Source organism: Mesorhizobium sp. AR02 (assembly GCF_024746835.1).
Taxonomy (GTDB): Bacteria; Pseudomonadota; Alphaproteobacteria; order Rhizobiales; family Rhizobiaceae; genus Mesorhizobium.
In genome coordinates, this window is the sequence record NZ_CP080531.1 from 5,371,637 (window position 1) to 5,387,796 (window position 16,160).

15 protein-coding genes are annotated in these 16,160 nt (G+C 64.4%); 8 read left to right on the forward strand and 7 right to left on the reverse strand.

The window, feature by feature from the left end; all coding sequences use genetic code 11:
- Positions 1–48 precede the first annotated feature (48 nt).
- Complete coding sequence (locus tag DBIPINDM_RS30150; protein ID WP_258582616.1) at positions 49–1,203, forward strand: substrate-binding domain-containing protein; 1,155 nt, start codon at positions 49–51, stop codon at positions 1,201–1,203.
- A gap of 91 nt (positions 1,204–1,294) precedes the next feature.
- Here DBIPINDM_RS30150 and DBIPINDM_RS30155 read toward each other — a convergent pair whose 3' ends face one another.
- A complete protein-coding gene (locus DBIPINDM_RS30155) occupies positions 1,295–1,567 on the reverse strand; it encodes a hypothetical protein (protein ID WP_258582617.1) in 273 nt (90 codons plus the stop codon).
- Positions 1,568–1,987: 420 nt separating this feature from the next.
- On the opposite strand from DBIPINDM_RS30155, the gene DBIPINDM_RS30160 reads away from it, so the two are divergent.
- Genes DBIPINDM_RS30160 through DBIPINDM_RS30170 form a run of 3 tightly spaced genes read left to right on the forward strand, consistent with a single transcriptional unit; the run spans position 1,988 to position 6,712 of the window.
- Positions 1,988–3,646 carry an ATP-grasp domain-containing protein gene (locus tag DBIPINDM_RS30160; RefSeq protein ID WP_258582618.1) on the forward strand — a complete coding sequence of 553 codons (1,659 nt, stop codon included), beginning with the start codon at positions 1,988–1,990 and terminating at the stop codon, positions 3,644–3,646.
- A 37-nt stretch (positions 3,647–3,683) separates the two neighbouring features.
- Positions 3,684–5,225: a hypothetical protein gene (locus DBIPINDM_RS30165; protein WP_258582619.1), complete on the forward strand. Its 1,542-nt coding sequence runs from the start codon at positions 3,684–3,686 to the stop codon at positions 5,223–5,225.
- On the forward strand, positions 5,225–6,712 hold the full coding sequence (locus tag DBIPINDM_RS30170; protein WP_258582620.1) for a pyridoxal phosphate-dependent decarboxylase family protein: 1,488 nt from the start codon (positions 5,225–5,227) through the stop codon (positions 6,710–6,712). Before DBIPINDM_RS30165 ends, DBIPINDM_RS30170 begins: the two co-directional genes overlap by 1 nt.
- On the opposite strand, the gene DBIPINDM_RS30175 is transcribed toward DBIPINDM_RS30170, so the two are convergent.
- From DBIPINDM_RS30175 to DBIPINDM_RS30185, 3 genes are all read right to left on the reverse strand, one after another.
- Positions 6,709–7,713: a zinc-dependent alcohol dehydrogenase family protein gene (locus DBIPINDM_RS30175; RefSeq protein WP_258582621.1), complete on the reverse strand. Its 1,005-nt coding sequence runs from the start codon at positions 7,711–7,713 to the stop codon at positions 6,709–6,711. The genes DBIPINDM_RS30170 and DBIPINDM_RS30175 overlap by 4 nt on opposite strands.
- 53 nt (positions 7,714–7,766) lie before the next feature.
- The gene (locus tag DBIPINDM_RS30180) at positions 7,767–8,054 is read right to left on the reverse strand and encodes a hypothetical protein (protein WP_258582622.1); all 288 of its coding nucleotides are present in this window, start codon (positions 8,052–8,054) and stop codon (positions 7,767–7,769) included.
- A gap of 211 nt (positions 8,055–8,265) precedes the next feature.
- The gene (locus DBIPINDM_RS30185; RefSeq protein WP_258582623.1) at positions 8,266–9,015 is read right to left on the reverse strand and encodes a DUF899 domain-containing protein; all 750 of its coding nucleotides are present in this window, start codon (positions 9,013–9,015) and stop codon (positions 8,266–8,268) included.
- A gap of 332 nt (positions 9,016–9,347) precedes the next feature.
- Between DBIPINDM_RS30185 and DBIPINDM_RS30190 the strand changes: the two genes are divergently transcribed.
- The 3 genes from DBIPINDM_RS30190 (at position 9,348) to DBIPINDM_RS30200 (ending at position 12,212) form a co-directional block, all read left to right on the forward strand.
- A complete protein-coding gene (locus DBIPINDM_RS30190; RefSeq protein ID WP_258582624.1) occupies positions 9,348–10,568 on the forward strand; it encodes a helix-turn-helix domain-containing protein in 1,221 nt (406 codons plus the stop codon).
- A gap of 37 nt (positions 10,569–10,605) precedes the next feature.
- Entirely contained in the window at positions 10,606–11,238 is a 633-nt protein-coding gene (locus tag DBIPINDM_RS30195; RefSeq protein WP_258582625.1) for a PQQ-binding-like beta-propeller repeat protein, read from the forward strand.
- A gap of 143 nt (positions 11,239–11,381) precedes the next feature.
- Positions 11,382–12,212 (forward strand): aldo/keto reductase, encoded by an 831-nt coding sequence (locus DBIPINDM_RS30200; protein ID WP_258582626.1) that lies wholly within the window; start codon positions 11,382–11,384, stop codon positions 12,210–12,212.
- An 80-nt stretch (positions 12,213–12,292) separates the two neighbouring features.
- Here the strand turns inward: DBIPINDM_RS30200 and DBIPINDM_RS30205 are convergent, their stop codons facing one another.
- Entirely contained in the window at positions 12,293–12,601 is a 309-nt protein-coding gene (locus DBIPINDM_RS30205) for a hypothetical protein (protein WP_258582627.1), read from the reverse strand.
- 238 nt (positions 12,602–12,839) lie between these two features.
- On the opposite strand from DBIPINDM_RS30205, the gene DBIPINDM_RS30210 reads away from it, so the two are divergent.
- Positions 12,840–13,481 (forward strand): glutathione S-transferase family protein, encoded by a 642-nt coding sequence (locus DBIPINDM_RS30210; protein ID WP_258589377.1) that lies wholly within the window; start codon positions 12,840–12,842, stop codon positions 13,479–13,481.
- A 54-nt stretch (positions 13,482–13,535) separates the two neighbouring features.
- Here the strand turns inward: DBIPINDM_RS30210 and DBIPINDM_RS30215 are convergent, their stop codons facing one another.
- Positions 13,536–13,910: a hypothetical protein gene (locus DBIPINDM_RS30215; RefSeq protein WP_258582628.1), complete on the reverse strand. Its 375-nt coding sequence runs from the start codon at positions 13,908–13,910 to the stop codon at positions 13,536–13,538.
- Complete coding sequence (locus tag DBIPINDM_RS30220; protein WP_258582629.1) at positions 13,907–16,111, reverse strand: caspase family protein; 2,205 nt, start codon at positions 16,109–16,111, stop codon at positions 13,907–13,909. Before DBIPINDM_RS30220 ends, DBIPINDM_RS30215 begins: the two co-directional genes overlap by 4 nt.
- Between the last annotated feature and the right edge of the window lie 49 nt (positions 16,112–16,160).

The following is a 16,160-nucleotide window of genomic DNA, read 5'->3' on the forward strand; positions in this document are numbered from 1 at the left end:
GCCGGCTCCAAACGGCAAAACAAACGATAGAGATCAACGGAGGAAGTCATGAAATTGGTAGGAATTCACTCGCTTTTCTGCATATTGAGCCTCGCCGCCAGCGCCTTCGCGCTGTCGACATCCCTGAGTTTCGCGCAGACGCCGGACACCTGCGTTACCGGCGTCGACATGGCGACGCTCGGCCCCAAGGGCATTGTCGGGCAAGGCCCGCATGGCGAAAAGGCAGCCTCGCCTGACGAACTGAAATTGACCGACGACGAGGCCGCCAAGGTCAAGGCCGGCAAGTTCAAGGTCGGCATTTCCATGCAGACGGTGAACCTCGACTGGTCGCAGCTGCAGGTGCAAGGCATCAGCGAAACGCTGGCCAAATATGGTGTCACCGTCACCGGCGTCGCCTCGGCTGAATATCAGGTCGACAAGCAGATCGCCGATATCGAGAACACCATCCAGCAGCATCCCGACGGCATCATCTCCATCCCCGTCGATTTCACCGCGACGGCGCCGACCTACAAGAAGGTGGGCGAAGCCGGCATCAAGCTGGTGTTCATGGACAGCATTCCGGTTGGCCTCTCATCGCCAAAGGATTTTGCCTCGATGATCTCGGCCGACAGCCAGGGCAATGGCCAGATCGCGGCGACGATCCTGGCGTCCTGCATGCCCAAGGGCGGCACGATCGGCCTGGTCAATTTCGGCGTCGACTATTTCAGCACCAATGAGCGCACCAAGGGCGTCGGCGAGTGGATGAGGAAGAACCGGCCCGACATCGTCATGAAGCAGGTCGACTTCACCGATCCCTCGAAAGTGTCGCAGATCGCCGGCGACTTCCTCACTGGCAACCCCGATGTGAAGGGCCTGTACGCGGTGTGGGACCAGCCGGCGCTCGACACGCTATCCTCGATGCGGGCGCAAGGCATCGACATTCCGATCACCACGGTCGATCTCGGCCTGCAGTCGGCGATCGAGATCGCCAAGGGCGGCCCACTCAAGGCAACCGGCTCGCAGCGCCCCTATGACCAGGGCGTCGCCGAGGCGCTGGCCATGATGAAGGCGCTGATCGGGCAACCCACGCCCGCCTGGGTCGGCGTGCAGTCGCTGCCGGTGGTGCAGTCCAACGTTCTGGAATCCTTCAAGACCGTCTTCCACAAGGATCCGCCGGCCGAACTGGTCGACGCCTGCAACAGCGCCAAGCCGAAGTGCAATTGAGGTAAGGAGACAGTCATGGGCACGGGGGACCCTGTGCCCATGGTTGGTCATGCCTCTGAACAATCGTGCCAACCCAGGACTGGCGAAGCGACTACGCCTTCGCTTCGACCAGGATCACCAGCGATTCCGGCACCACGCCATCATGCGCCATCGCGTCGGCGGCCGCCTTGCTCTGCATCAGCGCGGCCATCTTGTCCATGTCCGGAACGTCCATCATGACGGCCACCCGTTTTGGGTTCTGCGGATCGACGAAGGTGCGGATGTTGGTGATCCCCAGCGAGCCGAAAAGCTCCTTGCGCTTGGGTGAACCGAGCCAGTGCTTGCTGTCTTTCGTGATGTTGTGATGGCCAATGATTGTTGGCATGGCATCCTCCCCAGGGGGGACGCCGGCGGCCGAAAATCGCCCGTCTGTTTGCTGCGATCCACCTGTAGGGGCCAGTGAGCGCCGTTTCCGCCGGACTGTCAATTAGCTGTTGCTGATGGATCGTCGGTGCATTGGGCTGCGGTGAAGGCCGTGCCGCCGTCACCGTCCCAGCGAAACCACTGAAATCGCGCAAAAGCCCGATCCTCAGTGCCTGTGATCCGCCGGCCGCGGATATTCCGACCCATCCACCAGGGCACCACAAGGCTCGCACAAGCGCCGCGGGCCAGAGTAGAGCCGCACATCGTGCTGAGGTAGCGGCGTGGAGGCTGAACCGGCCGTAACCACCGCGTGACATAAGGGCTTGAGGGCTTGAATAGCGCGGCAGTTCAAATCGATACGTTTGAAGATCCCAACCTCATCATGGGCAAAGCGCCCATCGTTCGAGCCGTCTTCGAGGGGCGGGATATTTCCCCCTTGTGGGATGCGCTCTTCGGGCGCGTTAGCGCCGATGTCACCGATGCCGCGGCGTTTCTGGATGTGTCGATCCTGCTTCATGCGATCGGCGAGGAAGACAAGGCGGTGCTCAGCCAGAAGGCCGCACTCGAGATCGGTCGCAAATACCGGATCCGCAACGGACGCGGCACAGGACCGAACGTCCTTGTTTTCGTGACCGCCGGCGACTTCATGGCCAACACGCCGATCGAATTCCTGCTCGAGGCATCCGACGCCAACATTCTGCTCCATTATGTCGACGCCGACACTGCGGACCTCGGGGATGTTCCCGAGCATGATGTAGCCTTTGTGGCTGTTGGCGAGTCCGCGGCAAATCTCGCCGTGCTGGAGAACCTGGACAGGCTGCTTCGCGATTGGGCAGGCCCGATCATGAACAACGCGCCGCGTCGCATCATGGCCCTGTCCAGGGACGGCGTCGCGGAAGCCCTCAAGGACGAGCCTTCCATACTAGCCCCGGCCGCTGCCCGCGTTTCGCGAGGCGTGGTCGAGCAACTGGCTTCCGGCGAGATTGAAGTTGCGTCAATCCTTGAGGCCAACACCTATCCTGTGATCGTCCGTCCGGTCGGCACGCATGCCGGCAAGGGAATGGAGAAGATCTCGACACGATCGGAGCTATCGGCCTATCTGGAGGCTCAAGCCGAAGGCGAATTCTTTGTCACGCCGTTCATCGACTACAGCGGGACAGACGCCAAATTCCGCAAGCAACGCGTCGCGTTCATCAACGGGCGACCCTATGCCAGCCATCTCGCTGTATCCGAACATTGGATGGTTCATTACCTGAACGCCGGCATGACCCAGCACGAAGACAGGCGTGCCGAAGAAGCCTTGTGGATGGCCAACTTCGACAATGACTTCGCGGTGCGTCACGCGCGTTCATTCGACGCCCTTCATCGACGTCTGGGCCTGGACTACTTCGCCATCGATTGCGCCGAACTCTCCGATGGCCGCCTGCTGGTGTTCGAGGCGGATGTCGCGATGATCGTTCATTCCATGGATTGGGAGAGCATCTTTCCCTACAAGAAGAGCGCCATGCGCAAACTTTTTGCGGCGTTCGAAAACGCGCTGGCAAGGCGCGTGGCACGGATGATGCCAACGCCGGCGATCACATGCGCCCATACGGGTAAACCTGTCGTCTACCAGCGGACCGAGGACGACTGCCTGGTTTGTGTCCTGGCGATGTTCACGGGCCGAACCTACGAGGACATCGAGGCCATCGCACGCAGCTGCGATCCGGCATATCCGCTCGGCGGTCCGATGAGCCATTCCATCATGCGCGGCGTTGCCAACAAATGCGGTTTCGCTCTCCTGAGCAGCATTTACATGCTGTGGGCCAGGCCCGCGATCATCGGCCTGGTTTCGCCGACCATTCCCAACACCGGCCACGCGGTTCTTTGGGATGGCGAGAAAATCATCGATCCGGGTTCCAGCGAACGTGTCGATCGCCCCTATGTCGACAGATGCGGGCTGGAATTCACACAGCGGGCAAGCGACCTGCAGCCGCTGATCAGCCATGACATCGAGATCTCCTACCTGGCCGGTGCCGTGGCGGCCAATGAACCGCTTTGACCACCTCGCCAGCGCCGCCCTGACCACGGAGACCATCATGCCTGCAATTCAGCGCGGGATCCTGCAGATGCCGAATCCGGTCGCGGAAACGAGCGGCGACGATCAGCCTTCCCATTCGCCGGCCTCCGTTTCATTCCTGCTCGGGACAGGTGGCGACAGACGCATCTGGCCGGACGCGATCACCCGGCGCAACCGGTATGGAACGCGCTTGACCCCGGTGGACGATGAGATCTCGTTCTCGTCGACGACGGCGAGCAACATTTCTCGGGAGGGTTTCCTGGCCGCCGGGGTCGAGCTTGGACGTCTTATCGACATGGCATCGCCTTCCCCGGTCGCATCCGATCACTGGTTCGCCGACATCCGGGAGCGGATTGCCTGCAGCCTTGGCTGCGCGGGCGCACACGTCATCCTGGCCGCTTCCGGCACGGATGCGGAGCTTCTTGCCCTCTGCATGATCGCCGGCCTCTCGAGGCGCCCGTTGACCAATGTGCTTGTGGCCCCGGACGAAACGGGAAATGGCGTGCCACGGGCGGCGGCGGGGCGTCATTACTCGGATCTGACAGCACTTGGCGGCGCTGTCGAGGCCGGATCACCTCTTGAAGGCCTGGCGGCGGACCGCATCGAGGTGCGCACCATTGCCATCCGCAATGAGACGGGCGAGCCTCGACATCAGCACGAAATCGATGCCGACGTCATCGCGGCCGTCGAGATGGACCTTCGGCGAGATCGGGATGTCCTTGTTCACGTGCTCGACACCTCGAAAACAGGTTTGCCGGCTGTCACACGAGAGGCAGCGCGCCACGTTGCCGCCCTTGCCCCCGGACGGGTGCGGGTTGTCGTCGATGCCTGTCAATTCCGCGGCTCGATTTCCCAGCTGAAGCAGGATCTTGCCGATGGCTTCGTGGTGGCCTTGACCGGGTCCAAATTCATCGCCGGGCCACCTTTTTCCGGCGCCCTTCTCATCCCTTCGGCCCTGGCGGACGATTTCTCGGCAAGGGCCGATATTCCGGCGGGCCTGGCGGACTATAGCGCGGCCCAGGATTGGCCGGCGGCGCTTCGCCAACGGATGGGCTTCGCGTTCAAGTCGGACCTGAATCTGGGCCTGGGTTTGCGCTGGGCGGCGGCCTTGGCCAATCTCGAGGGCTATGCCGGGATCGATGCGCCGCGGCATAGCCTCGTCAAGGAACAGTTTGTCCGCCTGGCGCGGTCTCGAATTGACGCCGTGACAGGCATCTCTCTTCATCAGGATGATGACGGCGACCATCTCGGCTCGCGTGCAATGGTTCCATTGACGGTCACGAACGGCGCCGGTTCTTTCGCTTCGTTCGAGGAATGCCAGAACATCCAGGTGCTGATGCGCGGTCCCGGCGGCGGGCCGATCTGCCATGTCGGGCAAGCCGTGCGCCTGGGCTCGCGCACGGTTCTGCGCGTTGCCGCTTCCGCGGCCGAAGTGGTCGACGTCTCGGCGAGAATGGCAACCGGCCAGTCGCTGCATCAGGCGTTCAGGCCGATAGAAGCCGGGCTCGACATTTTCTTCCACAAATTGTCGGCGGTCCTTCATCAGTTCCGAGGTGCCTGATGGCGCCGGACGTCAAGCAGGGGCGCGCGGCGGCGAGCGATGCGGCCGACACGTCCGCCAGTCTCGATCCGGTGAACTGGGATCAGTTTCGCGAGATCGCCCACGGCCTGCTGGACGACATGATCGCCCACATCGAGACGATCAGGCAGAGGCCGGTATGGCAGCGACCGACCGATGAAGCGCGTGAACGGTTTACCCGGCCGTTGCCGAACGAACCGCGTGACCTCGACGATGTCCTGGATGATGTGCGCACGCACATCATGCCTTTCGCAACCGGCAATTTGCATCCGTCGTTCATGGGGTGGGTTCATGGTGCGGGCACGCCGATCGGAATGGTGGCGGAAATCGTTGCCGGCGGCCTGAACATGAACTGTGGCGGCCGCGACCACGCCGGCCTGGCGGTCGAACAGCAAATCGTCCGCTGGATGAGCGAGGCGCTCGGCTACCCCGATGGCGCGAGCGGTCTGTTCCTCACCGGCTCTTCAATGGCAAACTTCGCCGCGCTGACGATCGCCAAGACCGAGGCGCTGGGCCAGTCCGTCCGCGAGACCGGCCTCAGGAACTGCGACCGCGAGCTTGTCGCCTATACTTCCGCCGAGGCCCATTCCTGCATCGCGCAGGCCATGCAGCTGTCCGGTATCGGATCGGCAAATCTCAGGACCATCGCGGTCGACGATGCCGGGAGGATGCTGCCTGACACATTGCGTGCGGCCATCGAACAGGACCGCGCCGAGGGATTTTTGCCGTTCCTGGTCGTGGGCACGGCGGGCACGGTAAACACCGGGGCAATCGACCCGCTTGCGGAAATCGCTGAAATCGCATCTAGGGAAAGTCTCTGGTTTCATGTCGATGGCGCGATCGGAGCCCTCGCGGTGTTGTCCGGCTCCTTGCGTGAATTGTTCAAAGGCATTGAACGGTCGGCGTCGGTGGCGCTCGATTTTCACAAATGGGGCCAGGTTCCCTACGATGCCGGGTTCCTGCTGGTGCGGGATGGCGATGCCCACAAGCGCGCATTCGCGCAGCCGGCCGCCTATCTGCAGCGAGCGGATCGCGGACTTGCCGCCGGCGAAACCTGGCCTTGCGATCTCGGCCCGGACCTGTCGCGCGGCTTCCGCGCCTTGAAGACATGGATGACGATCGAGGCGCTCGGAACGGATCGCATCGGCGGCTCGATCGCCCATACATGCATGCTGGCCCGTCATCTCGCCGAACGACTGGAACGCCATCCGGAATTTCAGCTGAAAGCGCCTGTCGCCCTCAACATCGTCTGTTTCGGCATTCGGGGGGCGAACTCGGAATTTGTGCGGACCCTGGTGTCGGACCTCCAGGAATCCGGTTTGGCGGCGCCCTCCTGGACGACCCTCAACGGAGAGCTGGTCGTTCGCTGTGCTATCGTCAACCATCGCACGACAGTGGCCGACATCGACAGCTTCGTGGGCACTCTCGACCGGTATCTGGACGACAGGGCGGCAGAGGGAAACGCCTAAAGCTCCAGGCAAACCTTGCCGAAATGCTTCCGGGCTGCGTAGTGCGTGAAGGCGGCGGCTATGTCGCGAAGCGGGAAGCGTCGGTCGATAACGGGTTTCAGGCCGATAACCTCGATCGCGCGGATCATGTCCTCCTGATCCGCCCGGCTGCCGATCGAAATGCCGCTGATGCGGATCTGGTTCGAAAACACAGCCGGTATGGACACTTCCGCCGCAAAGCCTGTCAGCACGCCGACCAGGGCGATGTGGCCGCCTGTCCGGCAGGCGGCTATGGATTGCGCCAGCGTGGCGGGGCCGCCGACCTCGATCACGTGATCGACGCCGCGTCCGTCCGTCAACTCCCTGACCTTGCGGCCCCACTCCGGCACGGCCTTGTAGTTGATGACGGCGTCGGCGCCGAGGCTTTTGAGCCTTTCCAGCTTTTCCTCGTCGGACGAGGTGGCGATGACCCGGGCGCCGGCGGCCTTGGCGAATTGCAGCGCGAACAGCGACACACTGCCGGTGCCGAGGACCAGCACCGTGTCGCCGGGCTTCACCTTGCCGCACACAACCAGACCTCGCCAGGCGGTGACACCGGTGCAGGTCAGCGTTGCGGCTTCCACATGGGTGTAGCCCCGAGGGGCCTTGGTGAAGGCATGCGCCGGCATGCACACATACTCGCTGGCCACGCCATCGAAACTTTCCCCCGGGATGTCGCGCCTGGTGGCGGGCGTCATGTCGCCGTCCAGCCACCAGGGATAGAAGGTGCTGACGACGCTGTCGCCGGGCTTGAGCGCATCGACACCGCTGCCGACGGCAATCACTTCGCCCGCGCCGTCGGACAGCGGCACGCGGCCATCGGCGAGCGGTGTCTTGCCCTGCACCGCGAAATCGTCGCGCATGTTCAACGAGCAGGCACGGATCCTGACCATCACGTGGTCAGGCCCTGGCTGGGGTGGATCTTCCTCGACCAGGTCGAGTCTGTCCAAGCCACCCGGCGCTCTCAGCCTGACGAGCTTCATTGTCTGTCTCCGACGTGTGGGATGTTTCGATACGGGCCGGCGGCGGGCTGGCTCTATCGGATCTGGCGGCCGGAAATCACCCGCAGCCAGGGTGCCAGGTGGAAGGCGCTCATCAAGAGATACATGGCCGGCATCCCGGTCAAAGACGGGCCGGTTAAAGACGGGCCGGTCAGCGGCGAGGCGCCCATGCACAGCATGGCCGCTTCGCCGCCCTGCATGCAGGAGAGCAGGGCCATCAGGGCGAAGGTGGGTGCCGCGGCGAGGCAGAGCCAGTCGGCAATGCCAAGGGTGGTGGTGTCTTCGGGAGTCGCGCGGCCGATGTCAGAATGGATATCGCTCATGATCTTAATCCCTTGATGGTTGCGGCCCGCCAGAACTTGGGTTCCTCGCCCCCGCCAAAGGCGGGGGAGAGGTGTCCGCGAAGCGGACGGAGAGGGGGCCTTCGTAGGGCGCAGCCCCCTCTCCGTCTCGGCTTCGCCGAGCCACCTCTCCCCCACTTCGTGGGGGCGAGGAACCCGGGCTGGACAGGGGCTTGGCTCTCGCCAGTCCCAGCTACTCGCCCTTGTCGCGAAACGCGGCTTCGCCTGCAGCCGACACTTCGGCCCATTTCTTGTCGGCCCCGGCTTCGTAATTGTCGTGCCAGTTCCACCAGCTGTAGAGCGGCGTCTGGGGATAGCCTTCGGGCGAGTCCTCCCAGATCTCCTGGCGGCCGAGTGGGGTGGCGTCGAGATAGCTCCAGACCGTGCCCATCGCTTCGTCGCCGCGGCTGTTGATGAAATAGGTGCGGAAGATGCGGTCGCCGTCATGGATGAAGACGTTGTGGCCGTGCCATTCGTCGACGCCGAAATCCTTGTCGAAGCTGTCGGTGATCGTATACCACGGTATCTCCCAGCCCATCCGCGTCTTCAGCCGCGCAATGTCGGCCTGTGGCGCACGCGAGGCGTAGGCAAGCGTGGTGTTGCGGGCGTTGAGATGGGCGAGGTGGCCGACCTGGTCGGCGCCGAGCGAGCAGCCGCGGCAGGCATGATCAGGCCAGCCATAGACGCCCGGCTCGAAGAAGGCGCGGTAGACGATCAGCTGGCGGCGGCCTTCGAACAGGTCGAGCAGGCTCGCCTTGCCGTTGGGGCCCTCGAACACATAGGCCTTGTCCACTTCCATCCACGGCATGCGCCGGCGTTCGGCGGCGAGCGCGTCCTTGGCGCGCAGCGTCGCCTTCTCCTTCACCAGCATCTTTTCGCGCGCGGCGTCCCAATCCTGCCTGGAAACGATCGGCGGGGTCTGCATCGTCATGTGCTTGGTCATTGGTCTTCTCCTTTGCCAGTGGTGCGGCCTGTTGTTGCCTGGGGATCCAGGCTAGGGCGATAAGGCGGGGCGGGGTGAGTTACATCTGCGACGGGATTTGAATCATCCGGCCCGGCGCAGCATGAGTGGCGGGGCCGTGCGGTGTGTTCGAGATCTTCGGTTGCAGGCATTTTCAACTACCTCTAATGAGATGCTTAATATGAATACCTGAGATGCTCAGGCTAACCAGTGCCGGAATTGGCGTCAATCGTGCGGCTTGCTGACCGGCGGTGGTGATTTAAGTTAGGGCGGTGTGCCGCTGGGGTGGGAGTTACAAGTGTGACGGGATTTGAATGGACTCGCTGATCACCGCGGCAGCGCTCGCGCTGGCGGCGGGCGATCCGCTCGGCGCGCTCGACCGCGTCGCCCTGCGCGAGGATGCGCCGGCGCTGGCGCTGCGCGGCATCGCCATGGCGCAGCTCGGCGATTTCGATCGCGCCAAGCTTTTGTTGCGGCGGGCCGCGCGCGCCTTCAGCCCGAAAGAGGCCGTCGCGCGCGCCAGATGCGTCGTTGCCGAGGCCGAGATCGCGCTGGTCTCGCGTGATCTGGGCTGGCCGGCCAAGGCGCTCGACGCGGCGCGCACGACGCTGGAAAAGCATGGTGACCGGCTGAACGCGGCGCATGCCGGCCACCTCAAGGTGCGGCGCCTGCTGCTGATCGGCCGGCTCGACGAGGCCGAGCATGTGCTGGCCGGGCTCGACCCGACGCCGTTGCCGCCGGCCGCGCGGGCCGCGCATGAGCTTGCCGTCGCCGGCATCGCCATGCGGCGGCTGCGGACCCGACCGGCGCGTGCGGCGCTGGAATGGGCACGCCATGCCGCCCGCCAGGCCGGCATTCCCGGCCTGATGGCGGAGGTCGACAGCGCATCGCTGGCATTGGAAACACCCGCGGCGCGGCTGATCACGCAAGGCACGGAGCGGCCGCTGCTGCTCGAAGAGGTCGAGGCGCTGCAGGCATCGCCGGCGCTGGTCGTCGATGCGTTTCGCTATGCCGTACGCGCCGGGGACAAAACGGTCTCGCTGGCGAGCCGGCCGGTGCTGTTTTCGCTGGCGCGTGCGCTTGCCGAAGCGTGGCCCGGCGATGTGTCGCGCGAGGAGCTGGTGGCGCGGGCCTTTGGCGGCAAGCATGCCGATGAATCGCATCGCGCGCGGCTGCGCGTCGAGATCGGCCGGCTGCGGGCCGAGCTTGGCGCGCTGGCCGATATCAGCGCCACCAAGCGCGGTTTCACGCTGGCGCCGCGCCAGGCGCGCGCGGTGATGGTGCTGGCGCGGCCGATCGAGGAGCGGCACGCAGCCGTACTGGCCTTGCTGGCCGACGGCGAGGCCTGGTCGAGCTCGGCCCTGGCGCTGGCGCTCGCAACCGGCCAGCGCAGCGTGCAGCGGGCGCTCGAGCCGCTTGCCGAGGCCGGCAAGGTGCAGTCTTTCGGCCACGGCCGGGCGCGCCGCTGGATGACGCCGCCGGTGGCCGGATTCACGACCACCTTGTTACTCCCGGCACCGCTCCCGAATGGTTAGGAATAGATCATTCGATCATCTTGGCGAGGACAAACACATGAAACATTCACCGGCCGAAATCCTGCGCGAATACGGACCCTTTCCGGGTGTGGAGCGGATCCATGGGGTGAGCTTCGACGGCGAGAACGTCTGGTTTGCCTCGGGCGACAGACTGAATGCTTTCGATCCTCAGAGCGGGCAGAAGCTGCGTTCGATCGATGTCGCTGCGCATGCCGGTACCGCCTTTGATGGCCGGCATTTCTTCCAGCTCGCCAATGATCGCATCCAGAAGATCGATCCCGATACCGGCGCGGTGCTCTCCACCATCCCGGCGCCCGGCGGCGGCCGCGACTCCGGGCTGACCTGGGCCGAAGGCACGCTCTGGGTGGGGCAGTACCGAGAGCGCAAGATCCACCAGATCGATCCCGAGACCGGAAAAATCCTGCGCACCATCGAATCCAGCCGCTTCGTCACCGGGGTGACCTGGGTGGATGGCGAGCTGTGGCACGCCACCTGGGAAGGCGACGAGAGCGATCTGCGCCGCGTCGACCCGAAAACCGGCAAGCTCTTGGAGCGGCTCGACATGCCGGCCGGCATGAGCATCTCGGGACTGGAATCCGATGGCGGCGACCGCCTCTATTGCGGCAGCACATCCACCGCGGTGGTGAGGGCGGTGCGCCGGCCAAAATGAGCCGGTTCCTCTGACGAAGACATCAGGGGCTGCAGGTCGAGCCTTGCGAATTTGTCCGCCGGCGACTGGTCGTCGCCGCAGTGCATGCCTAGATAGGCTGCGTTGGGCGACCGCCCGGACATCTCTTCGCAAAGGACCCGACCATGCCCGAACAGATCACGCTGAACGATGGCGCCACCATTCCCCAGCTTGGCCTTGGCGTGTGGCAGGTCGATCATGGCATCACGGCTGATGTGGTGGGCTGGGCGATCAAGGCCGGCTACCGGCTGATCGACACCGCCGAAGGCTACCAGAACGAGGAGGGCGTCGGCGAAGCGATCCGCGCTTCCGATGTGGCGAGAAGCGAGCTGTTCATCACCTCGAAGCTGCGCAATGGCGCGCACCAGCGTGACGCGGCTCTGCGCGCTTTCGACGAGACGATGGAAAAACTCGGCGTCGAGCAGATCGACCTGTTCCTGATCCACTGGCCGGTGCCCAGCCGGGACAAATATGTCGAGGCCTGGAAGACCCTTGTCGAACTGAAGCAGGCTGGCCGCATCAAGTCGATCGGCGTTTCGAATTTCAACCAGGACCATCTGGAGCGGATCATCGGCGAGACCGGCGCGGTCCCCGTGGTCAACCAGATCGAGCTGCATCCCCGCTTCCAGCAGCGCGACCTCAGGCATTTCCATGCCCGGTACGGCATCCACGCCGAAAGCTGGAGCCCGCTGGGCAGCGGCAGACTGCTGAGCGACCCGACCATAGCTGGCATCGCTGGGAAGCACGGCAAGTCCGCCGCACAAACTATCATCCGCTGGCATCTTCAGGAGGGCTTGATCGTCATCCCGAAGTCGGTCCGCCAGGACCGCATCGCCGCCAATTTCGACGTCTTCGACTTCGAACTGGACGCGCAGGACCTGGAGACGATCGCGGGCATGGATTCGGCCGATGGCCGCGACGGACCGAACCCGGCTACGGCGTCGTTTTTGTTTTAAAGGAGCCGGCGGCGAAGCTGCCGATCTCCCCTCGTGGGGTTGAGGAGTGGGGAGATTGGCAGCTTCGCCCTTGGCGCCTGCTAAATCCCCGACCCATCGAGCTGCTGCGCGTCGTCGCCGTCCCAAGGCGCCGGCATCGAGCCGCCGCGGCTGAGGTTGGCCGAGGGCAGGGGCATCCAGCACTTCAGTTCTGGGTCGGCGTATTCGACGACGCGCCCCGGCGAGGAGTCCGACGCGCGCCAGCCTTCGCCAGCGAACTGGTCGGCGCGCGACCAGTAGGCAAGGTCGACTTCCGCCGGCCCTTGTTCGGAGGGACGGACCGTGACCAGGATCCGGCTGCCGTCCTTGGGCGCCGTCGACATGTGGCGCCACCGTTCGGGCTCGTCCATCGCAATTTCCTCCTGCCTGGGTGCGGGGTGAAGTGTCGCCTCGCCATCAGGGGCGGTCAACCCAAACTTTGCGCAATCCGTCCTGTTTCGACTGGCAGCCAAACGCCTCAGCCGGCCTTGGAATGATTGAAATGTCGGATACCATCGGTTGCTTTCGTCCTTGCTCTGGCGATGTTCGCCAGGACAAGGAGAGCCATTCATGAGTGACAAGGTCGAGCCGATGCCGGCTGCGGGCGAAATGAAACTGTTCTTCAGCCGCAATCCCAATCCGCGCCTGGCGGTCGCGGTGGCGCGTCATCTCAAGGCCGAGTTGACTTTCGAATTCGCGTCACCGTTCGCGCCGGGGCAAGCGGAGCGATTCCGGCCGCTCAATCCCAACCTTTCCCTCCCCATACTGGCGTGGCCGGGCGGCAGTCTTTGGGAAGCGGACGCCATAGCCTGCCGGCTGTCGCGCGACGTCGGATCGGATTTCTGGCGCGCCGGTGATGATGAGCCCGAGATGATCCGCTGGCTGAGCTGGGGCAAGGAGAATTTTGCGCGGGCCTGCGACATGGTGCATTTCGAGCGTGGCACCAAGCAACGCTATCACTTGGGCCCAATCGATCATCTTCTGGTCGAGGAGGGGCTGAGGCTCTTTCACACGACGGCGGCGATCCTGGAGGCAGCGCTTGGCACCCGGCAATGGCTGCTGGGAGATCGGGTCTCCTATGCCGATTTCCGCATGGCGACCTTCCTGCCCTTCAACGAAGTCGCCGGCCTGCCGCTCGGCGACTATCCCGTGCTCATCAGCTGGTATCGCCGGCTCGAAGCCATCGATGCCTGGCGCGACCCTTTCGAGGGGCTGGATGCGCCGCATTTGCCGCCGGTGAAATCCACCTGAGGCGCGGCGCGAAGAAGCGTGCTCCGCCAGTGACACAACGCGGTCGATTTGGGCCTATTTCGCCTGCGCCAACTGCTGTTCCACCAGGCCGAGTTCCTTCGCGTAGAAACCCTCGAAGCCTGAGGAATAATGCTGCTCACGAAAGATGTCGCGGGCGGCGATGAAGGCGTCGCGGGCGGCCAGCAGGCTGGCCTTGTCGCGGGTTCTGGTGCCGATGGCGAGCAGGATCTCGCCACGCACCGAATGGGTCTTGCCCCAGATGACCGGCGATTTTTCGCGCGTCAGTTCGGTGAGCGCCAGGTCCATCTGCGCCAGCGCCTTGCGGTAGAGCGGCACGCTGTTTTCGGCGTCACCCATGAAGCGGTAGGCGCGCCCGATATTGTAGGTGATGGTCGCCCAGGTGAAGGGATCCTGCTTGCGGGTGATCACCTCATGCGCCTGATCGAAAGCTGCGAGTGCTCCTGTGAAACAGTCGGGGCACTTACCACGCTGACCGAGCGCCAGCAGCACTGCGCCGAGATTGCTCTGCGTGTTGGCCCAGTCGACCGGCTGGGTTTGGCGGGTGCGCACCTCCAGTACATCCTGGAAGGCGGCCCGCGATGCCTCCAGTTTCTCCGTGCCGTCCTCGATCTCGCCAAGCTTCTGCAAGGCGACCGCGAGGTTGGCCAGCGCCATCGCCCATTGTACCATTGTACCGGCACCTTGTCTCGGGTCCAGACAGTCAGCGCGCCATGAAAGGCATCGATCGCGGCGGCGTAGTTCTTCCTCGCATCGCCCGCATCGCCAAGCGCCGTGAACTCGTTGCCGATGTTGTTTTGCAGCCCTGCCCATTCGTCGGGGCTGGTCTTCTTCGTGTAGACCTTTGTTGCCTGGCGGAAGGCGTCCATCGCCTTGGCGTAATAGGCCGTGCCGCCGGCGCGCTGGCCCATCAGATCGTAGGCGTTGCCGAGATTGATCAGCACGGTTGCCCATTGTTGCGGCGCACGCTTGCGGGTGAACACTTTCAGTGCGTCCTCATAGACGCCGATCGCCTGCTCGATGCGCGCCGTGCCGTTCTCGCGTTCGGCCAGCGCTGTCAGCGTTATGCCTTCGTTGATGGCGACGCCGGCCGGACCACCGAAAACGGTGACGCCGGGGAGAAGCTTTGCCGCTTCGTAGACGTCGACCGCCTGCGAAAGGGCCGCGTTCTCGCCCTTGATCATCCCCTGGTCGGTCAGCGCGTCGGCCTCGAAGATCTTGTAGAGGAAGGCTGCCTTCGGGTCCCAGCGCTCGGCTTGCCGGAAGGCGTCTTCATAACGCTGTGCGGCTGTGCGGTAGTCGAAGTTCAGGATTGCCGTCCTGGCATGGTCGGCAAAGGTGTCGGCCAGCTCCAGCCGCCTTTGCTTGATGTTCGCTTCGGCCTCGTCGAGCTCCTTGCTGATCTCCTCGGCACGGGCGCTGGCCTTGGCGCGGAAGGTGAGCGCCAGATTGATCGCGCCCTCGGATTGCGCACGGTCGGCAAGGCCGGAAAGACGAATCAATTCCGGGTCCTGCCGGGTTTCGGTGTCGTGCTGGGCGAGGATTTCGCGCAGCTTCTGCGCTCCCGCCGCGAGCTGCACCCGCAACTCGCCGGGTCCGCGCGATGTGTCGACCTGCAGGGCGCCAAGCATGCCGTAGAGCTGGTCCAGCGGCACCTCGTTCTGCGCCGCCACGGTCTCGACCATCGAGCGCTGCTCGGCGGGCGTGGCGGCGATGGTCAGCAAGAGCTTGCGCCGCGCCGAACGGATAGAGGCCTCATCGCTGCCGGTCTCTTCCGGTGCCTGGCCGAAATAGAGCAGGCGCCGCAGGCTGGCATTGGTCCATGGCAGCTGCCGGCCCGCGGTGTTCACATAGACCTCCTCGGCAACCATGGTCATGACATCGCCAAAGGCGAAGCCGCCGGCCGCGAAATGTTTCAAAAGGGCCGCGGCATAGGGACTGTTGCCACCGGGCTCGCCGTCCAGCGCCGCGCGTCCAGGCTCGGCGGCAAAGCCGATGACCTCGCCCAGGCTTTGCGGCGCATCGGCGGCATCGGCCAGGGGTGCGGCACCTCGGGCAAGATCGAGCCCGGCGGCGGCGACCGGTACCGGGCCGGATCGGGCGGTCAGCGTCGCGTCAGGCGGAAACGGATTCGACCGGCAGGCATCGAGCAGCACGATCGCCACCGGCACGCTGGCCTTGAGCTCAGCCAGCAGAGCGGAGACCGGCACCAGCCGGTTCGCCGGATCGGCAAGCGAGGAAGCGTCGGCGTCGACCGGCACCAGATAATCCTCGCCGCCGGCCTCGATGCCGTGACCGGAATAATAGAGCAGGGCGACGTCGGCGCCGGCCGCGTCCTCGACGAAATGCTTGAGGCCGCGCGCCAGGCGAGGCCCGTCGCCATCGGGAATGGAGCTGACCTCGAAGCCGAGGCTGGTCAAAAGCTGGGCGACGGCGCGCGCGTCATTGGCCGGGTTGGGAAGCGCGGGCAGGGAACGGTATTGGGATTCACCGATGACCAATGCTACGCCGCGCAACGGCCTGGCGGCGTCGGCCCGCGCCGGCCATGCCAGCACCGCCTGCAGTGCCAGCAGCAATGCAGCACAAAGAGCAAAGCGACACCAACCCGCCATGCACAACCCCGATAGGCCCAACCCATGCTAACCGGCATAAAGTGGCGGC

Coding starts and splice junctions, on each gene's coding strand:
- DBIPINDM_RS30155 (WP_258582617.1), bottom strand. CDS start 1,567: ATGCCAACAATCATTGGCCATCACAACATCACGAAAGACAGCAAGCAC.
- DBIPINDM_RS30185 (WP_258582623.1), bottom strand. CDS start 9,015: ATGACCAAGCACATGACGATGCAGACCCCGCCGATCGTTTCCAGGCAG.
- DBIPINDM_RS30220 (WP_258582629.1), bottom strand. CDS start 16,111: ATGGCGGGTTGGTGTCGCTTTGCTCTTTGTGCTGCATTGCTGCTGGCA.
- DBIPINDM_RS30205 (WP_258582627.1), bottom strand. CDS start 12,601: ATGGACGAGCCCGAACGGTGGCGCCACATGTCGACGGCGCCCAAGGAC.
- DBIPINDM_RS30165 (WP_258582619.1), top strand. CDS start 3,684: ATGCCTGCAATTCAGCGCGGGATCCTGCAGATGCCGAATCCGGTCGCG.
- DBIPINDM_RS30190 (WP_258582624.1), top strand. CDS start 9,348: ATGGACTCGCTGATCACCGCGGCAGCGCTCGCGCTGGCGGCGGGCGAT.
- DBIPINDM_RS30200 (WP_258582626.1), top strand. CDS start 11,382: ATGCCCGAACAGATCACGCTGAACGATGGCGCCACCATTCCCCAGCTT.
- DBIPINDM_RS30195 (WP_258582625.1), top strand. CDS start 10,606: ATGAAACATTCACCGGCCGAAATCCTGCGCGAATACGGACCCTTTCCG.
- DBIPINDM_RS30175 (WP_258582621.1), bottom strand. CDS start 7,713: ATGAAGCTCGTCAGGCTGAGAGCGCCGGGTGGCTTGGACAGACTCGAC.
- DBIPINDM_RS30180 (WP_258582622.1), bottom strand. CDS start 8,054: ATGAGCGATATCCATTCTGACATCGGCCGCGCGACTCCCGAAGACACC.
- DBIPINDM_RS30170 (WP_258582620.1), top strand. CDS start 5,225: ATGGCGCCGGACGTCAAGCAGGGGCGCGCGGCGGCGAGCGATGCGGCC.
- DBIPINDM_RS30210 (WP_258589377.1), top strand. CDS start 12,840: ATGAAACTGTTCTTCAGCCGCAATCCCAATCCGCGCCTGGCGGTCGCG.
- DBIPINDM_RS30150 (WP_258582616.1), top strand. CDS start 49: ATGAAATTGGTAGGAATTCACTCGCTTTTCTGCATATTGAGCCTCGCC.
- DBIPINDM_RS30160 (WP_258582618.1), top strand. CDS start 1,988: ATGGGCAAAGCGCCCATCGTTCGAGCCGTCTTCGAGGGGCGGGATATT.